This is a genomic window from Enterobacter sp. ECC-219 (assembly GCF_043966805.1).
GTDB lineage: Bacteria > Pseudomonadota > Gammaproteobacteria > Enterobacterales > Enterobacteriaceae > Enterobacter > Enterobacter cloacae_N.
Genome location: NZ_CP143680.1, coordinates 1,059,987 through 1,073,962, shown reverse-complemented (window position 1 = coordinate 1,073,962; position 13,976 = coordinate 1,059,987). Strand labels below are relative to the sequence as shown.

At 55.1% G+C, this 13,976-nt stretch carries 19 protein-coding genes; 10 read left to right on the top strand and 9 right to left on the bottom strand.

What is annotated here, in order from left to right:
- Positions 1-9: 9 nt before the first annotated feature.
- Positions 10-405: a fumarate reductase subunit FrdC gene (frdC, locus tag V1603_RS05010; protein ID WP_116344015.1), complete on the top strand. Its 396-nt coding sequence runs from the start codon at positions 10-12 to the stop codon at positions 403-405.
- A gap of 10 nt (positions 406-415) precedes the next feature.
- Complete coding sequence (frdD, locus tag V1603_RS05005; protein WP_000609653.1) at positions 416-775, top strand: fumarate reductase subunit FrdD; 360 nt, start codon at positions 416-418, stop codon at positions 773-775.
- 29 nt (positions 776-804) lie between these two features.
- On the opposite strand, the gene ampR is transcribed toward frdD, so the two are convergent.
- Positions 805-1,680, bottom strand: coding sequence for a LysR family transcriptional regulator AmpR (gene ampR / locus V1603_RS05000; RefSeq protein ID WP_116344016.1), 876 nt, complete (start codon positions 1,678-1,680; stop codon positions 805-807).
- A 132-nt stretch (positions 1,681-1,812) separates the two neighbouring features.
- Here ampR and V1603_RS04995 point away from each other — a divergent pair, with 132 nt between their 5' ends.
- Positions 1,813-2,958: a cephalosporin-hydrolyzing class C beta-lactamase ACT-159 gene (locus V1603_RS04995; protein WP_233003445.1), complete on the top strand. Its 1,146-nt coding sequence runs from the start codon at positions 1,813-1,815 to the stop codon at positions 2,956-2,958.
- A 107-nt stretch (positions 2,959-3,065) separates the two neighbouring features.
- A complete protein-coding gene (locus V1603_RS04990; RefSeq protein WP_116344017.1) occupies positions 3,066-3,596 on the top strand; it encodes a lipocalin family protein in 531 nt (176 codons plus the stop codon).
- Here the strand turns inward: V1603_RS04990 and sugE are convergent.
- Entirely contained in the window at positions 3,593-3,910 is a 318-nt protein-coding gene (gene sugE / locus V1603_RS04985; protein ID WP_061099494.1) for a quaternary ammonium compound efflux SMR transporter SugE, read from the bottom strand. The two genes, V1603_RS04990 and sugE, sit on opposite strands and share 4 nt — an antisense overlap.
- Before the next feature lie 258 nt (positions 3,911-4,168).
- Here sugE and V1603_RS04980 point away from each other — a divergent pair, with 258 nt between their 5' ends.
- On the top strand, positions 4,169-4,768 hold the full coding sequence (locus V1603_RS04980; protein WP_116344018.1) for a LuxR C-terminal-related transcriptional regulator: 600 nt from the start codon (positions 4,169-4,171) through the stop codon (positions 4,766-4,768).
- Between the two features lie 37 nt (positions 4,769-4,805).
- Here V1603_RS04980 and ecnB read toward each other — a convergent pair whose 3' ends face one another.
- The 3 genes from ecnB to efp all read right to left on the bottom strand — a co-directional run bounded on the left by ecnB (position 4,806) and on the right by efp (position 5,817).
- Positions 4,806-4,952 carry a lipoprotein toxin entericidin B gene (gene ecnB, locus V1603_RS04975; protein ID WP_003025482.1) on the bottom strand — a complete coding sequence of 49 codons (147 nt, stop codon included), beginning with the start codon at positions 4,950-4,952 and terminating at the stop codon, positions 4,806-4,808.
- A 108-nt stretch (positions 4,953-5,060) separates the two neighbouring features.
- A complete protein-coding gene (locus V1603_RS04970; RefSeq protein WP_395313970.1) occupies positions 5,061-5,192 on the bottom strand; it encodes an entericidin A/B family lipoprotein in 132 nt (43 codons plus the stop codon).
- A gap of 58 nt (positions 5,193-5,250) precedes the next feature.
- On the bottom strand, positions 5,251-5,817 hold the full coding sequence (gene efp, locus V1603_RS04965; RefSeq protein WP_003855940.1) for an elongation factor P: 567 nt from the start codon (positions 5,815-5,817) through the stop codon (positions 5,251-5,253).
- Positions 5,818-5,857: 40 nt separating this feature from the next.
- On the opposite strand from efp, the gene epmB reads away from it, so the two are divergent.
- Complete coding sequence (epmB, locus tag V1603_RS04960; protein ID WP_116344019.1) at positions 5,858-6,886, top strand: EF-P beta-lysylation protein EpmB; 1,029 nt, start codon at positions 5,858-5,860, stop codon at positions 6,884-6,886.
- Between the two features lie 64 nt (positions 6,887-6,950).
- Here the strand turns inward: epmB and V1603_RS04955 are convergent, their stop codons facing one another.
- Positions 6,951-7,304, bottom strand: a complete 354-nt coding sequence (locus V1603_RS04955; protein WP_014882205.1) for a DUF4156 domain-containing protein — start codon at positions 7,302-7,304, stop codon at positions 6,951-6,953.
- Positions 7,305-7,538: 234 nt separating this feature from the next.
- On the opposite strand from V1603_RS04955, the gene V1603_RS04950 reads away from it, so the two are divergent.
- Genes V1603_RS04950 through iadA form a run of 3 tightly spaced genes read left to right on the top strand, consistent with a single transcriptional unit; the run spans position 7,539 to position 9,820 of the window.
- The gene (locus tag V1603_RS04950) at positions 7,539-8,204 is read left to right on the top strand and encodes a nucleoside recognition domain-containing protein (RefSeq protein WP_116344020.1); all 666 of its coding nucleotides are present in this window, start codon (positions 7,539-7,541) and stop codon (positions 8,202-8,204) included.
- A complete protein-coding gene (locus V1603_RS04945) occupies positions 8,185-8,646 on the top strand; it encodes a YjiG family protein (RefSeq protein WP_028015231.1) in 462 nt (153 codons plus the stop codon). Before V1603_RS04950 ends, V1603_RS04945 begins: the two co-directional genes overlap by 20 nt.
- A 10-nt stretch (positions 8,647-8,656) precedes the next feature.
- Positions 8,657-9,820, top strand: a complete 1,164-nt coding sequence (iadA, locus tag V1603_RS04940) for a beta-aspartyl-peptidase (RefSeq protein ID WP_116344021.1) — start codon at positions 8,657-8,659, stop codon at positions 9,818-9,820.
- A gap of 64 nt (positions 9,821-9,884) precedes the next feature.
- On the opposite strand, the gene groL is transcribed toward iadA, so the two are convergent.
- Positions 9,885-11,528, bottom strand: a complete 1,644-nt coding sequence (groL, locus tag V1603_RS04935) for a chaperonin GroEL (RefSeq protein WP_023310114.1) — start codon at positions 11,526-11,528, stop codon at positions 9,885-9,887.
- Between the two features lie 31 nt (positions 11,529-11,559).
- Entirely contained in the window at positions 11,560-11,853 is a 294-nt protein-coding gene (locus tag V1603_RS04930) for a co-chaperone GroES (RefSeq protein ID WP_003855929.1), read from the bottom strand.
- Between the two features lie 178 nt (positions 11,854-12,031).
- Here V1603_RS04930 and yjeH point away from each other — a divergent pair, with 178 nt between their 5' ends.
- Positions 12,032-13,261, top strand: coding sequence for an L-methionine/branched-chain amino acid transporter (gene yjeH / locus V1603_RS04925; protein WP_116344022.1), 1,230 nt, complete (start codon positions 12,032-12,034; stop codon positions 13,259-13,261).
- Between the two features lie 43 nt (positions 13,262-13,304).
- On the opposite strand, the gene V1603_RS04920 is transcribed toward yjeH, so the two are convergent.
- Positions 13,305-13,769, bottom strand: a complete 465-nt coding sequence (locus V1603_RS04920) for an FxsA family protein (RefSeq protein WP_192984689.1) — start codon at positions 13,767-13,769, stop codon at positions 13,305-13,307.
- Positions 13,770-13,976 lie beyond the last annotated feature (207 nt).

Genomic DNA, 13,976 nt, shown 5'->3' with positions numbered 1-13,976 from the left:
GAGTGCATAATGACGACTAAACGCAAAGCCTACGTGCGGCCAGTGCCGTCCACCTGGTGGAAAAACCTGCCGTTTTATCGCTTCTATATGCTGCGTGAAGGCACGGCGGTACCGGCGGTCTGGTTCAGCCTTGAGCTGATGTACGGCGTTTTCGCCCTCAAACACGGGCCGGAAACCTGGGCCAGCTTTGTGGGGTTCCTGCAAAACCCAATCATCGTAGTTCTGAACCTGATCGCGCTCGCGGCGGCGCTGCTTCATACCAAAACCTGGTTTGAACTGGCGCCAAAAGCGGCGAATATCATCATAAAAGACGAAAAAATGGGGCCGGAGCCAGTCATTAAAGGGCTGTGGGCAGTGACGATCCTGGTCACTGTGGTCGTTCTGTTTGTCGCACTGTTCTGGTAAGGAGACTACTGTGATCAATCCAAATCCAAAACGTTCAGACGAGCCGGTCTTCTGGGGCCTGTTTGGCGCAGGCGGCATGTGGAGTGCCATCATCGCCCCGGTTATCATCCTGCTGGTCGGCATTATGCTGCCGCTGGGGCTGTTCCCGGGCGATGCGCTGAGCTACGAGCGCGTGCTGGCGTTTGCGAGCAGCTTTATCGGCCGCGTGTTCATCTTCCTGATGATCGTCCTGCCATTGTGGTGCGGTCTGCACCGTATTCACCATGCGATGCATGACCTGAAAATCCATGTGCCGAGCGGTAAATGGGTATTCTACGGGCTGGCAACCATCCTGACCGTGGTGACGCTGATTGCGGTTGTCACTATCTGACGCTTCTGGCCCGCCATCCGGCGGGCCTTTTATTTCTTCATCTTTCCCACCAGCCACTGGGCAAATTCACGCATTGCGGACGTTTCAGCCCGCGACTGCAGTCTCGTTAACCAGTAACTGCCCAGATCAATTTGCGTTGTAAACGGCTGCACAATACGCTCGCTGTTCAGCAAATGGGTAAACATATCGACAGGCGCAATGGCAATGCCCATACCTGCCTGCGCGGCTTCCAGCATGGTGACAGACGAATCAAATACCATCACCCGGTGCGTTGGCGAGGGAGGATGCTCGCCTGCCGCCTGCATCCATGCCGACCATTCGTCGCGTCGGTAAGAGCGCAACAGGGTAAACTTCAGGATGTCGGTCGGAGAGTGGAGCACGGCGGCGATTTCGGGCGAGCAAAGCGGCGCCAGCGGTGCGGGGCACAGGAAGTGCGCCTCGGTGCCGTGCCACGCTCCACCGCCGTAGCGGATCGTATAATCAAGCCCTTCAGCCGCCGGATCGACGCGGTTGTTATGGGTGGAAAGATGGAGATCGATATGCGGATAACAGCGGCGAAAGTCTGCGAGCTGAGAGAATAAAACACCCGTAGCAAAAGTCCCAACCACGCCGATTTTTAGCTTCTCCTGGGCGCGCTGGCTGGCAAAGCGATCCAGCATTCCGGCGATACGATCGAATGAATCATTCAGCACCGGCAGCAGATTTTCCCCCTCCGTGGTCAGCATCAGGCCGCGCGAAACGCGGACAAACAGCTGACAATTCAGATGCTGTTCCAGCGCCTTAACGTGCTGGCTGATGGCTGAATGGGTGACATTCAGCTCTATCGCGGCATGCGTAAAACTGAGATGCCGGGCGGCCGCTTCGAAGGCGCGAAGCGAATTAAGTGGGAGATAGCTGCGGGTCATCGTTCCATCCGTTAGAAAAATTAACAGCTCATGCTAAATTTAACCGTTTGTCAGCCATAGTCAAATCCAACAGACTACAGCGGTCTGTCGGGCCCGGACACTCCCTTGACCTGCTATTACGGAAGATAAATGATGATGACAAAATCCCTTTGCTGCGCCCTGCTGCTCAGCACCTCCTGCTCGGTATTAGCTGCCCCGATGTCAGAAAAACAGCTGGCTGACGTGGTGGAACGTACCGTTACGCCGCTGATGAAAGCGCAAGCCATTCCTGGCATGGCGGTGGCCGTGATTTATCAGGGCCAGCCACGCTACTTTACCTTCGGAAAAGCCGACATCGCGGCGAACAAGCCCGTCACCCCGCAAACCCTGTTCGAGCTGGGCTCTATAAGTAAAACCTTCACCGGCGTGCTGGGAGGCGATGCCATTGCCCGCGGCGAAATATCGCTGGGCGATCCGGTAACCAAATATTGGCCTGAACTGACAGGCAAGCAGTGGCAGGGAATTCGCATGCTGGATCTGGCAACCTATACAGCAGGAGGTCTGCCGTTACAGGTACCGGATGAGGTCACGGATAACGCCTCCCTGCTGCGCTTCTATCAAAACTGGCAGCCGCAGTGGAAGCCGGGCACCACGCGTCTTTATGCTAATGCCAGCATCGGTTTGTTTGGCGCGCTGGCGACCAAACCTTCCGGCATGGGCTATGAGCAGGCCATGACGACGCGGGTCTTTAAGCCGCTCAAGCTCGACCATACCTGGATTAATGTTCCGAAAGCGGAGGAGGCGCATTACGCCTGGGGATATCGTGACGGTAAAGCGGTCCACGTTTCACCGGGCATGCTGGACGCAGAGGCGTATGGCGTGAAAACCAACGTGCAGGATATGGCAAGCTGGGTGATGGCCAACATGGCCCCTGGCGCGCTGCAGGATACGTCCCTGAAGCAAGGCATTACGCTGGCGCAGTCCCGCTACTGGCGCGTGGGTGCTATGTATCAGGGGCTGGGCTGGGAGATGCTCAACTGGCCGGTCGATGTAAAAACCGTTGTCGGAGGCAGCGATAACAAGGTTGCCCTGGCACCGTTGCCCGCGAGAGAAGTGAATCCTCCGGCGCCTCCGGTAAAAGCCTCATGGGTGCATAAAACCGGCTCAACCGGCGGGTTTGGCAGCTACGTGGCATTTATTCCTGAAAAGCAGCTCGGCATTGTGATGCTGGCAAATAAAAGCTATCCGAACCCGGCGCGAGTTGAGGCGGCATACCGTATTCTTGACGCGATGCAGTAAAACATTGCCGGGTAGCGCTAACGCTTACCCGGCGAAACATCCCGCACATTGCTCCGCTTTTTTCCTGCTGTCATCTACACTTAACAAAAAACAGTAAGGAAACTCCTATGCGCATTCTGCCTGTTATCGCCGCAGTGACGGCCGCGTTTTTAGTTGTTGCCTGCAGTTCCCCTACCCCACCGCCTGGCGTCACCGTCGTCACGCCTTTTGATGCACAACGCTTCCTCGGAACATGGTACGAAATCGCACGCCTCGATCACCGGTTTGAGCAAGGCCTGGAGAAGGTCACGGCACATTACAGCCTGATGGATGATGGCGGTATTCAGGTGATCAACCGGGGTTATAATCCCGATCGAGAGATGTGGCAGCAGTCGGTTGGGAAAGCCTACTTCACTGGCGACCCGCGACGGGCCGCGCTCAAAGTCTCTTTCTTCGGCCCGTTTTATGGCGGCTATAACGTAATAGCGCTCGACAGAGAGTACCGTCACGCGCTGGTCTGCGGGCCAGATCGCGACTATCTGTGGATACTTTCCCGCACGCCAACTATTTCGTCAGAAATGAAACAGCAGATGCTGGATGTCGCGACCCGGCAGGGGTTTGATGTATCGAAACTCATCTGGGTAAAACAGCCCCATTAATGGGTGCTGAGCTTCAGTCCAATGATACCGGCCACAATCAGAGCGAGGCTGGCAATGCGCGCCAGGCTCGCTGACTCACCCAGCAGCAAAATGCCGGTAATCGCCGCGCCTACGGCACCGATCCCCGTCCAGACGGCGTAGGCCGTTCCCACCGGCAGGGAACGCATCGCCCACGAGAGCAGAACAATACTCACGATCATCGCAGTAACGGTAATGACGCTGGGCGTCAGGCGGGTAAATCCGTGCGTGTACTTGAGGCCAATCGCCCACACCACTTCGAGCAGGCCAGCAATCAAAAGAATAATCCAGGACATATCAGGCTCCTTAACTTAAAAAAGTTGGGGCCGTCCCCGATGAAGGAAGCGCTTACGGGTCGTCCCGCAAGGCAGATAACACCCCATATTTTGGTTAGTGTGCGATTTTTTTTCAATCAATTTCTGCTGATCGCGTTAAGCCCAGAAATAGCCGCAGTAAGGCGCGGAGTTCAGGCATTTATTACTCATCGGACTTCTCTATGATGATGTGCTTTCTGATGGCAGGAAGCCAAACCACTAGCCGATTGCGAATAAAATATGTTCAAAATTCTTTTGATTGACCGTTGTCACTTCACCCGTACCGGGTTCGAAGCATGGCTCAATCATTCCGGTTTGTTCCCGGGGCACTACGTTGTGACCGGGCTGAACAATCTCTTCCTTGCCAGAGAACACATTCTGCAATGGAAACCCGCGCTGGTTATCGCTGACCTGCATGGTTTCCGCCAGGATATTCACCATTTTCAGCAATTCTCGTCCTTGCTGAACGCCAGCGAAAAATTACCCTTTATTATGCTGCAATCAGGAGAGGACAGGGACATGACGGCCTGGCTGGAGAACTTCCCGGTCTGGTCTTCGCTGATGAAAAATGCCCGTCTTGAGGAACTCGCGGCGGTTATTAATGACGCGTTAATCTCGGGCGCAAGCACGCACAGACCTACTGTGGCCGCTCCCTTGCTAACCCGACAGGAAGAGAAAGTGCTGACATTGTGGATGGACGGCGCGAGCAATCAAAAAATTGCTGCTCACCTGAGTATCAATGGCAAAACGGTTTATACCTATAAACGAAATATCCGCATGAAACTGCATATGGATACGCGCTTTTCACCCTTTTTATCCTTGCAGGAGTCAGAAAGCTGACGGTACGAAACCCATTCGGTCCCGTACCGTGTGTTCATTACTGCTGAGCTTTCGTTGCCGCACCAGAGATCGCGCTACCGCCTTCAGAAATATCCTGACCGACGCCGCGCGTGGTATTACAGGCCGTTAACACTGAAGAAAGCACCAGGACTGAAAAGATCGCTGCAATTGTCTTCTTAACCATAATATCTTCCTTTTATAGCCAAAGTTGTTTTGTGTATAGCAACTTAAGAATAGACAAGATCCCGTCGGTTGACGGAAAAGGAAGCATTTTTAGGAAAATTAGACGAGCCTAGCTGGCTGCGTGGGAAATGATATGTCCAAGGTCCCGGATATCTTCCCCCATGCCACGCGCGGTGTTACAGCCGGAAAGCAGTACGCTGGAGAGCGCTAACAGAAGCAGAATTTTAACGGTACGTTTCATCATCCCTGCCTGCAAAAATCAGGCGCAGCGGGCGCTGCGCCTCGAATCATGACGTAAATTACTTCACGCGGGATACGTATTCGCCGGAGCGAGTATCCACTTTGATCACTTCACCGATCTGAACGAACAGTGGCACTTTCACCACAGCGCCAGTGGAGAGCGTTGCTGGCTTGCCGCCAGTACCCGCGGTATCACCTTTCAGACCTGGATCGGTTTCAACGATTTCCAGCTCAACAAAGTTTGGTGGGGTAACAGCGATAGGCTGGCCGTTCCACAGGGTCACGATGCACTCAGCCTGATCCAGCAACCACTTCGCGTTATCGCCAATTGCTTTCGCGTCAGCAGACAGCTGCTCGAACGTTTCGTTGTTCATGAAGTGCCAGAACTCACCGTCGTTGTACAGGTAAGTCAGGTTCATATCGACAACATCAGCGCCTTCAGCAGAGTCAGTAGATTTGAAGGTTTTCTCAACACGGGTACCGGTCAGCAGGCGGCGCAGCTTAACGCGTGCGAATGCCTGGCCTTTACCTGGTTTAACGAATTCGCTGGCTTCAACCGCGTACGGTTCGCCGTCCATCATGATTTTAAGACCAGCACGAAAATCGTTGCTATAGTACGTTGCCATAAGGCCCTCTAAATTTGTTAACTGGTAGCTAAGCCACAAAATGGCGCATATTGTAACCCTAAACACCCCGTCCAGAGAAGATTGGTTATCGCAACTTGCCGATGTAATCACCAGTCCTGATGAATTGCTGCGTCTTTTAGACCTCGATCAGCACCCGGAGTTGCTTGCAGGCCGCGAGGCAAAGCGACTTTTCGCCCTGCGCGTTCCCCGCGCGTTTGTTGCGCGCATGGAAAAAGGCAATCCAGACGATCCTTTATTAAAACAAACGCTTACGTCACAGGATGAGTTTATTACAGCGCCGGGATACAGCACCGATCCGCTGGAAGAGCAGAACAGCGTGGTGCCGGGTTTACTGCACAAATATCTCAATCGCGCCCTGCTGCTGGTAAAAGGCGGCTGCGCGGTTAATTGTCGTTATTGCTTCCGTCGGCACTTCCCGTACGCCGAAAACCAGGGAAATAAGCGTAACTGGCAGGTTGCGCTGGACTATATCGCCGCCCATCCAGAGCTGGATGAGATTATTTTTTCCGGCGGTGACCCGCTGATGGCAAAAGATCATGAGCTGGACTGGCTTTTGACGCAGCTTGAAGCCATCCCGCACATCAAACGTCTGCGCATTCACAGCCGTTTACCGATTGTCATTCCGGCACGTATCACTGACGGCCTGGTTGCGCGCCTGGAGCAGTCCCGTCTGCAGGTGCTGCTGGTAAACCATATCAACCACGCGAACGAAATCGACGATGAATTTCGCGCGGCGATGGCGCGTCTGCGTAAGGCGGGCGTCACTCTGCTCAACCAAAGCGTCCTCCTGCGCGGCGTGAACGATAATGCCCGCGCACTGGCCGATCTCAGCAACGCCTTGTTTGACGCAGGCGTGATGCCCTATTACCTGCACGTACTGGATCGCGTGCAGGGTGCGGCACACTTCATGGTGACGGATGAGGAAGCCCGACAGATTATGCGCGAGCTGTTAACGCTGGTTTCAGGGTATATGGTGCCGAAACTGGCACGCGAGATTGGCGGAGAGCCGAGTAAGACGCCGCTGGATTTGCAACTGCGGCAGCGCTAAAAGGCAGGTGGCGCTACGCTTACCTGCCCTACGAGGTGGGGCGCAGCGCCATCAGAAAGTAAACTCAGTTCGGGCACTTATAAACCTGGCCGCTCATCTGGCTGGCCGTCGGCACGAAGCTGGAAAGCATTCCTTGCGTCGGGCTGCTCACGCCGTAAATCACGTTCCCCCCCATAGCTGCAGCCTGGTTACGCAGGGCATTCGCCGCGCCGCGCATAGAGCCGCCTTCTTCACCGTGCTGACCCGACATCCAGTTACTTTGTTCACCGGTGGCCGTGCCTAACAGCTGGCATTCGCTGCCTGGCTTATCTTCCACAAAGCGAACGCCCTGGCCCGCTGCCGACAGTTCATTGCTGGAGCTACAACCCGCCAGCAGCAATGCTGCTCCTACGATCCCTGCACAGACTTTTACGCGCATGTTATTCCTCGTTTTCAATAAGCAGGACAGTAATTGTCCGTGTGTAAATCTTATACCTAAAAGATGACTAAAAGAAAAATCCCCGCGCATTTCTGCGAGCCAGATTCCGTACGCTACTCCTCCGATATCATAAATGAATTCTGATAATGCCCTTTGGGATATCGTGTTTTAGCCCCCGATCGTTTTTAGTGTTGCGACGTACAACTTTTGTACGCGATTAAAACAGGGGGTTTCATGAGTGCATCATCCTCAGGAGAGGAAAAGGTAACATGGGTGGGCTATCTGGCGTTTGTGCTCACCATCGTATTTTTCTCAGGCTTTTTCGCCAAAAGTACCGAATGGTGGCGCGTGCTGGATTTTACTGTCTTAAACGGCAGCTTTGGTCCGGTGAACGGCGCACTAACATTTCGCGGCGAGGGCGGTACGGGGGCGAAAGACGGTTTCTTATTTGCCCTTGAACTGGCGCCTTCGGTCATTTTGTCGCTCGGGATCATTGCCGTCACCGAGGGGCTGGGCGGGCTGCGTGCCGCACAACAGCTAATGACGCCCATTTTGCGCCCGCTGCTTGGCGTACCGGGCATCTGCTCTCTGGCCCTCATCGCCAACCTGCAAAATACCGATGCCGCAGCAGGGATGACCAAAGAGTTGACCGACGAAGGGGCAATTACCGATCGCGAGCGCGCCATTTTCGCCACCTTCCAGACCAGCGGTAGCGCCATCATTACCAACTATTTTTCTTCCGGTGCCGCACTTTTTACCTTCATTACCGTCCCGGTGATTACGCCGCTTGCCGTCATACTGGTGTTTAAATTTGTTGGCGCGAACTTCCTGCGCCTGTGGATCGCCCACATGGAAGATCGTTGTATTCAGGAGGAAAAAAATGATCGCCCAGCCGCGTAAAAATATCATGGACATGTTTATTGATGGCGCCCGCCGAGGCTTTACCATCGCCACCACCAGCCTGCTGCCTAACGTGGTTATGGCGTTTGTCATCATTCAGGCGCTCAAGGTGACCGGCCTGCTGGATATTGTTGGCAATATTTGCGAGCCGATCATGGCGCTGTGGGGGCTTCCGGGCGCGGCGGCAACGGTCCTTCTGGCCTCAGTGATGAGTATGGGCGGCGGCGTGGGGGTCTGCGCCAGCCTGGTGGCTGCCGGCACGCTCAACGGCCACGATGCCACCGTCCTGCTTCCCGCCATCTATCTGATGGGCAATCCGGTACAAAACACGGGCCGCTGCCTGGGTACCGCAGGGGTGAACCCCAAATATTACCCGCACATCATTACTGTCTGCGTCATTAACGCCCTGCTCTCAATGTGGGTAATGCAGCTACTCTTCTGAGGAGATAAAAATGGATTTTTCAGTGCTGGAACCCCATCTTTTCCGCAATGTGCACCTTTACGCGCCGGAGGATCGGGGACGTTGCGATCTGCTGATCGCCGGGGGAAAAATCGTCGCGATTGAAAAAACGGATCGCGCAACAACACAGCTTAACTGTCCTGAAAGCGATCTCGCCGGGGCGGTGGTTTGCCCGGGCTTTATCGATCAGCACGTGCACCTGATCGGCGGCGGCGGTGAAGCTGGCCCGCACACCCGGACGCCGGAGGTGCGGTTATCCGCGCTTGTGGCGGCGGGCATCACCTCCGTTGTTGGACTGCTGGGTACCGACGGCGTAACCCGCCATCCCGAATCCCTGCTGGCAAAAACGCGGGCGCTTGAGCACGAAGGGATCAGCGCGTGGATGCTGACAGGCGCGTACGGGCTGCCTTCTCCGACGATTACCGGCAGTGTCGAAAAGGATGTGGCACTGATTGATAAAATCATCGGCGTGAAATGCGCGATTTCCGACCATCGCTCCTCCGCACCGACGGATGACCAGCTCGCGAATATGGCCGCCCAGTCGCGCGTCGGCGGACTGCTGGGTGCCAAAGCCGGCATATCCGTGTTTCACCTCGGCAACAGCCCGAAGCTGCTGGAGCCGCTGTATAACATCCTCGATAACGCCGACGTTCCTCGCACGAAGCTGCTGCCAACCCACGTTAACCGCGACCAGACGCTGTTCCTCGCCGCGCTGAACTATGCCCGCGAAGGGGGTTATATCGACATTACCACCAGCATCCGAGAGCCCCTTGATGCCGCCACCGCCATCGTGACGGCCCGTGAAGCGCAGGTGCCGTTTAACCGGCTTACGCTCAGCTCGGACGGTAACGGCAGCCAGCCGATTTTTGATGCAAACGGCAATCTGGTGGGCATTGGCGTAGCGGGCTTCGAGTCCCTGCCCGACACCCTACAGCAGCTGGTCAGCCGGTATCACCTGCCGCTGGAGGAGGCGCTTCTGCCGTTTACGCGTAACGTGGCGGAGTTTCTCGGGCTGGAGCATAAGGGGCGGATCGCGCCCGGATGCGATGCCGATTTCCTGGTGCTGACGGATGACCTGAAGATCCGCGAGGTCTGGGCGAAAGGCCGCCAGATGGTGCGCGAAGGCGTAGCGTGCGTGAAAGGAACATTTGAGTAGCGGCAATAAAAAACCCCGGGCATTTCTGCCCGGGGTTCGTTCTGAGAGGTTCAGAACAACATGATTACATCATGCCGCCCATTCCACCCATGCCGCCCATACCAGCAGCACCTAAGTCAGGCGCGTCACCTTTTGGCAGGTCGGTCACCATGCACTCGGTAGTGATCATCAGGCCAGCTACAGATGCCGCGTACTGCAGAGCAGAACGGGTCACTTTAGTTGGGTCCAGGATACCGAAGTCGATCATGTTGCCGTATTCTTCAGTTGCAGCGTTGTAACCGTAGTTACCTTCGCCCGCTTTCACGTTGTTCGCAACCACAGACGGCTCTTCACCGGCGTTGGACACGATCTGACGCAGAGGGGCTTCCATTGCGCGCAGCGCAACTTTGATACCCACGTTCTGATCTTCGTTCTGTGCGGTCAGGCCAGCCAGTTTAGCAGCTACACGCACCAGCGCGACACCACCACCAGCAACTACGCCTTCTTCTACCGCAGCACGGGTCGCGTGCAGGGCATCGTCAACGCGTGCTTTCTTCTCTTTCATTTCAACTTCGGTCGCCGCACCGACTTTGATTACCGCAACGCCACCAGCCAGTTTCGCTACGCGCTCCTGCAGTTTTTCACGGTCGTAATCGGAAGTGGCTTCTTCGATCTGCTTACGGATCTGACCAACACGGCCCTGAATAGCAGCTTCTTCACCCACACCGTCGATGATGGTGGTGGTGTCTTTGTTGATCACAACGCGTTTTGCCTGGCCCAGGTCTTCCAGGGTCGCTTTTTCCAGCTCCATACCGATCTCTTCAGAGATCACGGTACCGCCGGTCAGGGTAGCGATATCCTGCAGCATTGCCTTACGGCGATCGCCGAAGCCAGGTGCTTTAACCGCAGCCACCTTCACGATGCCGCGCATGGTGTTAACCACCAGAGTCGCCAGCGCTTCGCCTTCAACGTCTTCAGCGATGATAACCAGCGGCTTGCCTGCTTTCGCAACGGCTTCCAGCACTGGCAGCATTTCGCGGATGTTGGAGATTTTCTTGTCAGCCAGCAGGATGAACGGGCTTTCCAGCTCAACAGCGCCAGTTTCCGGCTTGTTGATGAAGTATGGGGACAGGTAACCGCGGTCGAACTGCATACCTTCAACCACGTCCAGTTCGTCTTCCAGACCGGTACCGTCTTCAACAGTGATCACGCCTTCTTTACCGACTTTATCCATCGCTTCAGCGATCAGTTTACCTACGGTTTCGTCGGAGTTAGCGGAGATGGTACCAACCTGTGCAATGGCTTTAGAGTCAGAGCAAGGTACGGACAGCGCTTTCAGTTCTTCAACAGCGGATGCGACAGCTTTGTCGATACCACGTTTCAGATCCATTGGGTTCATGCCCGCAGCAACGGCTTTCAGACCTTCGGTGATGATTGCCTGCGCCAGAACGGTCGCGGTGGTGGTACCGTCACCCGCAGCGTCGTTCGCTTTGGAGGCAACTTCTTTCACCATCTGCGCGCCCATGTTTTCGAACTTGTCTTCCAGCTCGATTTCACGTGCTACAGAAACACCATCTTTAGTGATGGTTGGCGCGCCGAAGGATTTATCCAGCACTACGTTACGGCCTTTCGGGCCCAGGGTCACTTTAACTGCATCTGCCAGTACGTTTACGCCGCGGAGCATTTTTACACGAGCGTCGTTACCGAATTTTACGTCTTTAGCTGCCATGTTCTTATTTCCTCAAATTCTCGTGCGTAAATTACGCTTCAACAATTGCCAGAATGTCGCTCTCGGACATGATCAACACTTCTTCATTGTCGATCTTCTCGGATTTCACGCCGTAGCCATCGTTGAAAATTACGATGTCACCAACTTTAACGTCCAGCGGCTGCACAGTTCCGTTTTCCAGGATGCGGCCCTTACCGACAGCGATGATTTCGCCACGCGTTGATTTGGCTGCTGCAGAACCGGTCAGAACGATGCCGCCAGCAGACTTGGTTTCAACTTCTTTACGTTTGACGATCACACGATCATGTAACGGACGAATACTCATTGATAGCTCTCCTTTGAGAAAGTCATTATCAGTTATGGATGACGCCGGCCCGCATGCGGTTTTCCGACTAGTGCCCTGAGAGATGGGGATAGCTTTTTACCCCTTCAAGGGGGAATAGAAAAAAAATTTGCGAAAGTGTTACCATCCACTCTCTTTTGATGGCGGCAGGACAGGGTAAATGAGTGGACTCAGGCAGGAGCTGGGGCTGGCGCAGGGCGTTGGCCTGCTTTCAACCTCCTTGTTAGGGACGGGCGTGTTTGCCGTACCGGCACTGGCGGCGCTGGTCGCCGGAAATAATAGCCTTTGGGCATGGCCGGTGCTGATCCTGCTGGTGTTCCCGGTGGCGATTGTGTTTGCCATCCTTGGACGACATTTCCCCAGCGCGGGCGGCGTGGCGCATTTTGTCGGCATGGCGTTTGGTCCGCGTATGGAGCGCGTGACCGGCTGGCTGTTTTTGTCGGTCATACCCGTTGGCCTTCCGGCAGCCCTGCATATCGCCACCGGCTTTGGGCAGGCGCTGTTTGGCTGGCACGACGAACAGCTGCTGCTGGCTGAACTGGGAACGCTGGCGATTGTCTGGTGGGTGGGCTCGCGCGGGGCCAGTTCAAGCGCGAATCTGCAAACGCTGGTTGCCGTGTTGATCGTCGCGCTGATCGTCGCCATCTGGTTTGCGGGTGACATTACCGTGGCGGATATCCCTTTCCCTGCGATAAACGATATCGACCATTCTCAGCTTTTCGCTGCGTTATCCGTCATGTTCTGGTGTTTCGTTGGTCTTGAAGCGTTCGCGCACCTGGCCTCCGAGTTTAAACAGCCCGAGCGTGATTTTCCCCGCGCCCTGATGATTGGCCTGCTGCTGGCGGGCACCGTATATTGGGCCTGTACCGTGCTGGTGCTGCACTTCAACGCGTTCGGCGAAGATAAAGCCGCTGCCGCATCGCTACCGGGTATCGTGGTTGAACTGTTCGGTGTGAAGGCGCTATGGGTGGCCTGCGTGATTGGCTATCTCGCCTGCTTCGCCAGCCTCAATATTTATATCCAGAGCTTCGCCCGTCTGGTGTGGTCGCAGGCACTCTACAAACCGGAGAGCCGCCTTGCACGTTTGTCTAAACGTCGACTCCCGGTTAATGCGCTGAATGCCGTGTTGGGCTGCTGTGTGCTGAGCTCGCTGTGCATTTATATTCTCGACATCAACCTTGATGCGCTGATCGTCTACGCCAACGGCATTTTCATCATGATCTACCTGCTGTGCATGCTGGCGGGTTGTCGTCTGCTTAAAGGGCGCTATAAGGCACTGGCGGTTTTCGGGGGTGTGCTTTGCCTGCTGCTGCTGGCGATGGTGGGATGGAAGAGTGTGTACGCCATCGTCATGCTGGCGGGGCTGTGGGCGTTTTTACCGAAGCGGTAAAATCTGCAGGCCCGGTAAGCGACGCGTCACCGGGCCAAAAAAATCAACGATCGTCTTTATGATCTAAACGATCGCGCTGGTCATCCTTACGCTGATACTCCCCTTCAAAAGTATCGCCTGGCCCTGTGCTGAACCCGCCGCCCGGCATGCGGCTAAAGCGCAGATGCGGCAGCAGCTTCATGGTCAGGTGCTTCTGAACCGGCGGCAACAGCAACAGCAGGCCGAGGAAGTCGGTGAAGAACCCCGGCAGGATCAGCAGCAGGCCCGCAATAATCAGCGACACGCTTTTGATCATCTCTTCTGCCGGGCTTTCGCCTGCGGCCATCTTCTGCTGCATTATCAGGAAATTTTTGAAACCCTGGTTACGCACCAGTGACATACCAATCACCGAGGTGAAAATCACCAGAATCAGCGTCAGCAGGACGCCCAGCACGTGGGCAACCTGGATAAAAATTGAAATCTCAATGTAAACATAGAGAAAGAAGGCAATAAACGGTATCCAGCGCACTGGCATCTCCTGTTGGGCAGGTGCCGTCGGGCCCCTGTCTGAATGTGTTCGCGACGCGCGTTTGTATGAGATGGTGACGGTTAGCGAAAATTCAATCGGTTTGCACGGATATTTTTTTTGGAAATATTAAAGCGGTGACCCATTTCACAGATTAATAATTATCATGGAATCGGCTCGATAATAAGTGATCCAGCTTACGGCAATTCG